Origin of the sequence: Kineococcus siccus (genome assembly GCF_009906795.1) — a bacterium.
Taxonomy (GTDB): domain Bacteria; phylum Actinomycetota; class Actinomycetes; order Actinomycetales; family Kineococcaceae; genus Kineococcus; species Kineococcus siccus.
Genome location: NZ_JAAALN010000213.1, coordinates 1 through 6,881, shown reverse-complemented (window position 1 = coordinate 6,881; position 6,881 = coordinate 1). Strand labels below are relative to the sequence as shown.

The window sequence follows — 6,881 nt, the reverse complement described above, 5'->3', positions numbered from 1 at the left end:
GTCCTGTCCGCGCCGCAGCGCCCCAGCCGGCCGCTGGAGGCGGGCGACGTGGTGCGCGCGTTCCTCGTCGCGGGCGACGGGGGCGAGGAGGCCGCGGGGGGCCGGCCGGGGGACGTGCTGCTCAGCGCCGTCCGCGTGGTCGCCGCCGACGCCCCCACCGACGCCGCGGCGGTGTCGCTGCTGGTCCCGGTCGACGACGCGGCCGCGGTCGTCGCCGCCGCGGCGGGTGGCCAGGTGGCCCTCGTCCGCCTCGCCGACGGCACCCGTCCCCTCGTCGACACGACGGTGGGCTGAGCCGTGGCGCTGGTCTCGGTCGTCTCCGCCAAGGGCTCGCCCGGCACGACGACCACCGCGATGCTGACCGCAGCGCTGTGGCCGCGTCCGGTCCTGCTGCTCGACGCCGACCCGGCCGGCGGCGACGTCGCCGTGCGCTGGCCCGCCGAGCACGGCGGGCCGCTGGACGGCGACCGCGGGCTGCTGCCGCTGCTGACGCAGGCGCGCCGCGGCCTCACGCCCCAGCAGCTGCTGCAGCAGGCCCAGCGGGCGGCCGGCGGGACGCCCGTCGTCTGCGGGCTCGCGGCGCCCGAGCAGGCCGACGCGGCCGCGTCCCTGTGGCCCGCGGTCGCCGTCGCGGCGGACGCGCTGACGGGCCCGTCCGGCGAGGCCGTCGACGTCGTCGTCGACGCCGGCCGGGTCACGGCCCGCTCCGTGCACCTGCCCCTGCTGCGCACCTCGGCCGTCGTCGTCCTCCTGCTGCGCGCCGACGTCAGCGGCGTCCTGCACGCCCGGGAGCGCCTGCGCTCGCTGGGCGACGCGCTGCGCCGCGCCGACGGCCTGCGCCCCCGCGTCGGGGTGGTCGTCGTCGAGGGCGCCCGCGGGAGCGACGGCGACCAGGCCGCGGACGCCGTGCGGGCGGAGGCCGACTGGGTGGAGGACCTGGGGCGCCTGCCCCTGGACCCCTCGGGGGCGCGGGTGTTCGCGGGCGCGCTGCACCCGCGGCCGGAGCGCACGGCGCTCGTGCGGGCGGGGCGCCCGCTGGTCGCCACGCTGGCCGCGGCGGCCTCCGGTGAGCTGCGGAGGGTCGCGTGAGCGTCGACCACGACCTCGTCCGCCGGTTGCGGGCCCAGGTCGCCGAGCGGCTGAACAGCGCGCGGCGCCGCGACGACGTCGCGGGCCGCGCCCCCATGAGCGCCGCGGACGAGCGCCAGTTCGCGCGCTCGCTCGTCGTGCAGGTCCTCGAGGACCACGCCCGCGCCGAGATCGAGGCGGGCCGCGTCCCGCCCGCCGCGCGGGAGGAGGAGGCCGTGGCCGCGGCCATCGGCGCCGCGCTCTTCGGCGTGGGACGGCTGCAGCCGCTGCTGGAGGACCCGGACGTCGAGAACGTCGACATCAACGGCTGCGACCGCGTGTTCGTCAGCTACGCCGACGGGCGCGAGGAGCTGCACGAACCCGTCGCCGACTCCGACGAGGACCTCGTGGAGCTGGTGCAGGTGCTCGCCGCCAACGTCGGGCTGACGAGCCGGCCCTTCGACGCCGCGAACCCGCAGCTGGACCTGCGGCTGCCGGACGGGTCGCGGCTGTCGGCCGTCATGGGCGTGTGCCAGCGCCCCGCGCTGAGCATCCGCCGCTCCCGGCTCGGGTCGGCCTCGCTGGACGACCTCGTCGCGAGCGGCACGATGACGCCGGACCTCGCGCGGTTCCTGCGGGCCGCCGTGCGCGCCCGGAAGAACATCATGATCGCGGGGTCGACGAACTCCGGGAAGACGACCCTGCTGCGTGCCCTGGCCGCGGAGGTCCCGCCGCACGAGCGCATCGTCACGGTCGAGCGGGCCCTGGAGCTGGGCCTGGACCGCGACGAGGCCGCGCACCCCAACGCGGTCGCCTTCGAGGAGCGGCTGCCGAACTCCGAGGGCCTGGGCGGCGTGACGATGGCCGAGCTCGTGCGGCGATCGCTGCGCATGAACCCCAGCCGCGTCATCGTCGGGGAGGTCCTGGGCGACGAGATCGTCACCATGCTCAACGCGATGAGCCAGGGCAACGACGGTTCGCTGTCCACCATCCACGCGAACTCCTCCATGGAGGTGTTCAACCGGATCGCGACCTACGCGCTGCAGGCCGAGGAGCACCTGCCCGTCGAGGCGACGCACATGCTCGTCGCCGGGGCCGTGGACTTCGTGGTGTTCCTGCGCAAGCAGAACACCTACCACGCAGGCGGTTCGCTGCAGCGGGTGGTCGCCAGCGTGCGTGAGGTCACGGGCGTGGACGGGCGCGTGCTGTCCTCGGAGGTGTTCGCCGCCGGTCCCGACGGCACCGCGCTGGCGCACGCCCCGATCGCCTGCGGCGACGAGCTCGAGGCCGCGGGGTACACCGCCCCCGTCCTGGCGCGGTGGTCGGCGTGAACCCCGCGGGCCTGCCCGGGGCGTGGGCGAGCGCGTCGCCGGAACTCCTCGTCGCCGTCGCGGGCGGCGCGCTCGGCGGGGGGCTGCTGCTCGTCGTCCTCGGCCTGCGCCGCCGCGAGGTGACCGGGCCGAGCTCGCGCCCGTCGTGGCGGCGCAGCGGGACCCGCGGTGCCCTCGGTCACCGCGTGGTGCGCGGCGTGCTGGCGGGGGTCCTCACGCTGGTGCTGACCCGCTGGGTCGTGGCCGCCGTCGGCATCGGCCTGCTGGTCGCGGGCTGGGACCGGGTGGCCGGTGGCAGCGCCGAGGGCGCCCGCGGCATCGCGCGGCTCGAGGCGCTCGCGGGGTGGACGGAGTCGCTGCGCGACACCATCGCCGGGGCCATCGGGCTCGAGCAGGCGATCCCGGCGACGGCGGGCACCGCGGGTGCGGTGCTGCGCCCGTCGCTGAACCTGCTCGTGGACCGGCTGCGCATCCGCGAACCCCTGCCCGACGCCCTGCTGCGCTTCGCCGACGACGTCGACGACCCCAGCGCCGACGTCGTGTGCGCCGCGCTCGTCCTCAACGCGCGCCTGCGCGGACCGGGGCTGCGCGACGTGCTGTCCGCGCTGGCCGCCTCGACCCGCGAGGAGCTCGACGTGCGGCGCCGCATCGAGTCCAGCCGCCGCAGCATCCGCCGCAGCGTCCAGATCGTCCTGTGCCTCGTCCTGGGCGTCATGGGCCTGCTCGCGGTGTTCAACCGGACCTACGTCGCCCCCTACGACTCCGTCACGGGTCAGCTCGCGCTGCTCGTCGTCGCGGCGCTCTTCGTCGGCGGGCTCACGTGGCTGCGCCGCCTCGCCCACGTCGAGGCCACCGAGCGCTTCCTGGCCGCGGAGGTGCGCGCGTGAGCCTCGCCCTGCTGCTCGGCGCGACCTGCGGTGCCGGCGTCCTGCTCCTGCTGCAGGCCGTGCTGCGGCCGCGGCCCGGGGTCGGGGTGCAGGTGGCCCGCCTGGACGCCGCGCGCCGCTCCACGCACCGCCGCCTGCTCAGCGCCGCCGAGGCCGCCGCCTCGGCCGCCCCGCAGGCCGGGCTGCCGGTCGTGGGGCGCCTCACGGGCCGGCTGGTCGACGCCCTCGCCGACCGCCTCGAGGTGGCCGCCGCCGAACGCGGCTGGCAGCTGCGGCGCACCCGCGCCGACCTCGCGGTCCTCGGCCGCTCCACGGGGGAGTTCCTCGCGACCAAGGTGGTGGCGGGGCTCGTCCTCCTCCTCGTCGTCCCGCTCAGCTGGGGCGGCCTGCGCCTGTCCGGGGTCCCGCTGCCCGGTGGCGTCCCGCTGCCGCTCGCCCTGCTCCTGGCCGCGGCGGGGTTCTTCGCCCCGGACCTGGCGCTGCGGGCCGACGCGCAGCGCCGCCGCCGCGACTTCCGCCGCGTCGTCGGGGTGTTCTCCGACCTCGTGGCCATGAACCTCGCCGGCGGCCGCGGCCTGCCCGAGGCGCTGCTGGCCTCGGCCTCGGTCAGCGACTACTGGGCGCTCGTGCGCCTCCGCCAGGCACTGGCGAACGCGCGCCTCATGGGCACCACCCCGTGGCAGGCCCTGGGCGACCTCGGGGCGGAACTCGCCGTCGACGAGCTCAGCGACCTCGCCGGTGCGCTGGTGCTGGCCGCGGACGACGGCGCGAAGATCCGCGCGTCGCTGTCGGCGCGGGCCGCCACCCTGCGCCGCCGCGAGATGGCCGACACCGAGGGGGAGGCGGGGGAGAAGTCGCAGTCGATGCTCGTCGCGCAGCTCCTGCTCTGCACGGCGTTCATGGTCTTCCTCGCCTTCCCGGCCGTCTCGAACCTGCTGGGGCAGTCGTGACCGCCCCCGCCGACCTCCTGCAGCACAACACCTCCGAAGGGAACGACAGTGAACTCCAGCACGCAGACGGGGAACTCCACAGGGCAGACGGGGTGGATCCGCGCGATCGCGGCGGTGCTGTCCGCCCGGGCGCGCCGCGCCGCGGCGGGCGGCCGGGACCTGGGGGCCTCCGCCCTGGAGTGGGCCGTCATCGCGGCCGTGGTGGTGGTCGCGGCGACGCTGATCGGCGGGGCCGTGTTCAACATCGTCCGGACCAAGACGGCCGACCTGGAGAAGTGCTCCACCGTGGCGGTGGGGGCCACCTGCTGACCCGCGTCCGGTCCGCGCGGCGCCGGGCGGACACGCAGCGCCGGGCGGACGCGTGGCGCCGGGCGGACGTCGGGCCGGACCGGGGGTCGGCGTCCCTCGAGCTCGCCTTCGTCGCGCCGGTGCTGCTGCTGCTGGTGTTCGTCGGCGTCCAGGCGGGCCTGTGGGCCTACGGCCGCTCGGTGGCGCTGGCCTCGGCCCGCGAGGGCGTGTCGCAGCTGCGGCTCCTGCCCGACCCCGCGGCGGCGTCGGCGGCGCGCCCGCTCGTCGAGGCGCACGTCGAGCAGTTCGCGACCACCGTCGGCCGGGAGTCGCTGCTCGCCCCGCGTGCGACGTCGCGCACCTACCTCGACGCGGCGGGTGAGCTGCGCGCCGAGGTCACGGTGACCGGTTCGGTCGTCAGCCTCGTGCCCGGGCTCGACCTGACGACGTCGCAGCGCGCCGGCGGGGCCGTCGAGCGCTTCGGGTCCAGCCGGTGACCGGGCCCGGCCGGGGCACGACGCGCCGCGGCGACGCGGGCAGCATCGCCCTGGAGTTCACGCTCGTCGCCCCCGTGCTGCTCGTCCTCCTCGCCCTGCTGCTGACGTGCGCCCGCGCGGGTCAGGTGCGCGCCACCTTCGACGCGGGGGTCCGCGACGCCGCGCGCAGCGCGACGCTGTCCCGCTCGGCGCCGGCCGCGCAGGCCCGGGCCCGCGAGGTGCTGCTGTCGTCCCTGGGCGCCGGTGACTGCGCGGACACCCTGGTCGTCGACCCGCTCGTGGAGTTCACGCCCGGCCGGCCCGTCACGGTGTCGGCCTCGTGCAGCTACGCGGTCTCCGACCTCGGGCTGCCGGGGGTCCCGGGCCGGCTGCGGGTCGTCGGCTCCTTCGCGAGCCCGCTCGACCCCAACCGGGAGACCACGTGAGGGGCCGCGACGACGGGTCGATCGCGCCGGCCGTCCCGATCGTCGCGCTCGTCCTGCTGCTGCTGGCCGGGCTCGTCGTCGACGCCTCGCGGCAGCTCACGGCGCGCGCGCGGGCCGTGGCCTACGCCGAGGAGGCGGCGCGCGCCGGGGCGGCCGCGGTGGACCTGGACGAGCAGGAGCTGAGGCTGCTGCCGGAGGCGGCGGTGCGCGCGCGGGTCGAGGGCTACTGCCGCGACGCGGTGACGGCCGGGGCCCCGATCGTCGACCCGGGTGCCTGCTTCCGGGGCGTCCGCGCGGTCTCGGCGACCGACGGGCGACGGCTGGTGGTCGTCGCGCACGTGGACGTGGTCGTGCCCGCGAGCCTGCTGGGCCTCGTCGGGGTGCGGGAGCTCAGGGCGAGCGGTGACGGCAGGGCACGGCCCTTCGAGGGCCTCGACGAGGAGGACGCGCAGTGAACGCACGGACACGCACACCCTGGACCCGGCCCGGGCGGCCGCTCCCGCCCGGCGCCCACCGGCGGCGGAGGGGGCCGGTGCTCCTCCTGGCCGTCGCCGGTGCGCTGACGGCGTGCTCCGGCGACCCCTCGCCGGTCGCGCCGCCCGCGGCGCCCGCGGTCCCCGCGCCACCGACCGCGGCCACCGCCCCGCAGGAGAGCGCGGCGCCGGGCGCCGCGCCGCCGTCCGCTCCGGACGTCCTCGCCGGCGACCCCGCGGTCGTCGCCCTGCGCGCCTACCTGCGCGAGCAGGCCCTCGCCATCAACGCGCAGGTGGCCGAGCCCGCGGCGCTGCCGGCGTTCGTCGCGACCCTGACGCCCGCCGCGCGCGAGTGGGCCGTGCCCCTGCTGGCGGAGAACCTCGGCGACGAGATGCCCGGGCCCTACCCGGTGGGCGTGCTGGGCAGCGAGCGGCCCGCGCCGGACCGCGTCCAGCTCTCGCTGTGCCTGCAGGACCGCGGCTGGCAGGTCGACCGCCGCACGGGCGCGGCCGTCAACGCCCCGCACTTCACCACGGGGCGGGCCGTCGTGGTGCGCGTCGGGGACCGCTGGCTGGTCGACGACGTGGTCGCCGACGACGGCACCTGCGGTGCGGGCGACGTCGTGCCGGAGCGGTTCTGATGCGCCGCAGCCGGTCCGGGACGACGACGGCGTCCGCTGCGGCGCTCCTGCTCGGGGCCGTGCTGCTGCCGGCCGCTCCGGCGGGGGCCGCGGAGGCGGGCGCCGCGCACGGCGGGTCGGGCGACGAGCGGCGGGCGAGCGCGCGCACGTGCACCATGTTCGCCAGCGGCAGCGGGTCCTACGGCATCCAGTGCGCGGGGACGAAGCGGTGGCCCGACTTCGTCACCCTGCTCGGCGGGGCGCCGCCGCCCACGTGCTGGCTCCTGCCCGTGGACTCCGACGACGACACCCCCGAGGACGCCGCGCCACCCCGCCCGGAAC

General features: G+C 77.9%; 9 protein-coding genes and 2 pseudogenes. All 11 read left to right on the top strand.

What is annotated here, in order from left to right; genetic code table 11:
- Positions 1–294: pseudogene (locus GTR02_RS18165) on the top strand (hypothetical protein); the annotation flags it as partial.
- A 3-nt stretch (positions 295–297) separates the two neighbouring features.
- A complete protein-coding gene (locus tag GTR02_RS18160) occupies positions 298–1,089 on the top strand; it encodes a hypothetical protein (RefSeq protein WP_166608891.1) in 792 nt (263 codons plus the stop codon).
- Complete coding sequence (locus tag GTR02_RS18155) at positions 1,086–2,399, top strand: ATPase, T2SS/T4P/T4SS family (RefSeq protein WP_166608890.1); 1,314 nt, start codon at positions 1,086–1,088, stop codon at positions 2,397–2,399. Before GTR02_RS18160 ends, GTR02_RS18155 begins: the two co-directional genes overlap by 4 nt.
- A complete protein-coding gene (locus GTR02_RS18150; RefSeq protein ID WP_338073903.1) occupies positions 2,396–3,286 on the top strand; it encodes a type II secretion system F family protein in 891 nt (296 codons plus the stop codon). Before GTR02_RS18155 ends, GTR02_RS18150 begins: the two co-directional genes overlap by 4 nt.
- Positions 3,283–4,236: a type II secretion system F family protein gene (locus GTR02_RS18145; RefSeq protein WP_166608889.1), complete on the top strand. Its 954-nt coding sequence runs from the start codon at positions 3,283–3,285 to the stop codon at positions 4,234–4,236. The genes GTR02_RS18150 and GTR02_RS18145 overlap by 4 nt, the downstream gene beginning before the upstream one ends.
- A 48-nt stretch (positions 4,237–4,284) precedes the next feature.
- Positions 4,285–4,545 (top strand): hypothetical protein, encoded by a 261-nt coding sequence (locus GTR02_RS18140; RefSeq protein WP_338073902.1) that lies wholly within the window; start codon positions 4,285–4,287, stop codon positions 4,543–4,545.
- Positions 4,512–5,021, top strand: coding sequence for a TadE/TadG family type IV pilus assembly protein (locus tag GTR02_RS18135; RefSeq protein ID WP_166608888.1), 510 nt, complete (start codon positions 4,512–4,514; stop codon positions 5,019–5,021). The genes GTR02_RS18140 and GTR02_RS18135 overlap by 34 nt, the downstream gene beginning before the upstream one ends.
- Complete coding sequence (locus GTR02_RS24675) at positions 5,018–5,446, top strand: TadE/TadG family type IV pilus assembly protein (RefSeq protein ID WP_166608887.1); 429 nt, start codon at positions 5,018–5,020, stop codon at positions 5,444–5,446. Before GTR02_RS18135 ends, GTR02_RS24675 begins: the two co-directional genes overlap by 4 nt.
- On the top strand, positions 5,443–5,901 hold the full coding sequence (locus GTR02_RS23990; RefSeq protein ID WP_205709562.1) for a pilus assembly protein TadG-related protein: 459 nt from the start codon (positions 5,443–5,445) through the stop codon (positions 5,899–5,901). The genes GTR02_RS24675 and GTR02_RS23990 overlap by 4 nt, the downstream gene beginning before the upstream one ends.
- 77 nt (positions 5,902–5,978) lie before the next feature.
- The gene (locus GTR02_RS18120; RefSeq protein WP_166608886.1) at positions 5,979–6,560 is read left to right on the top strand and encodes a hypothetical protein; all 582 of its coding nucleotides are present in this window, start codon (positions 5,979–5,981) and stop codon (positions 6,558–6,560) included.
- Positions 6,560–6,881: pseudogene (locus GTR02_RS18115) on the top strand (hypothetical protein); the annotation flags it as partial. The gene GTR02_RS18120 and the pseudogene GTR02_RS18115, both read left to right, overlap by 1 nt.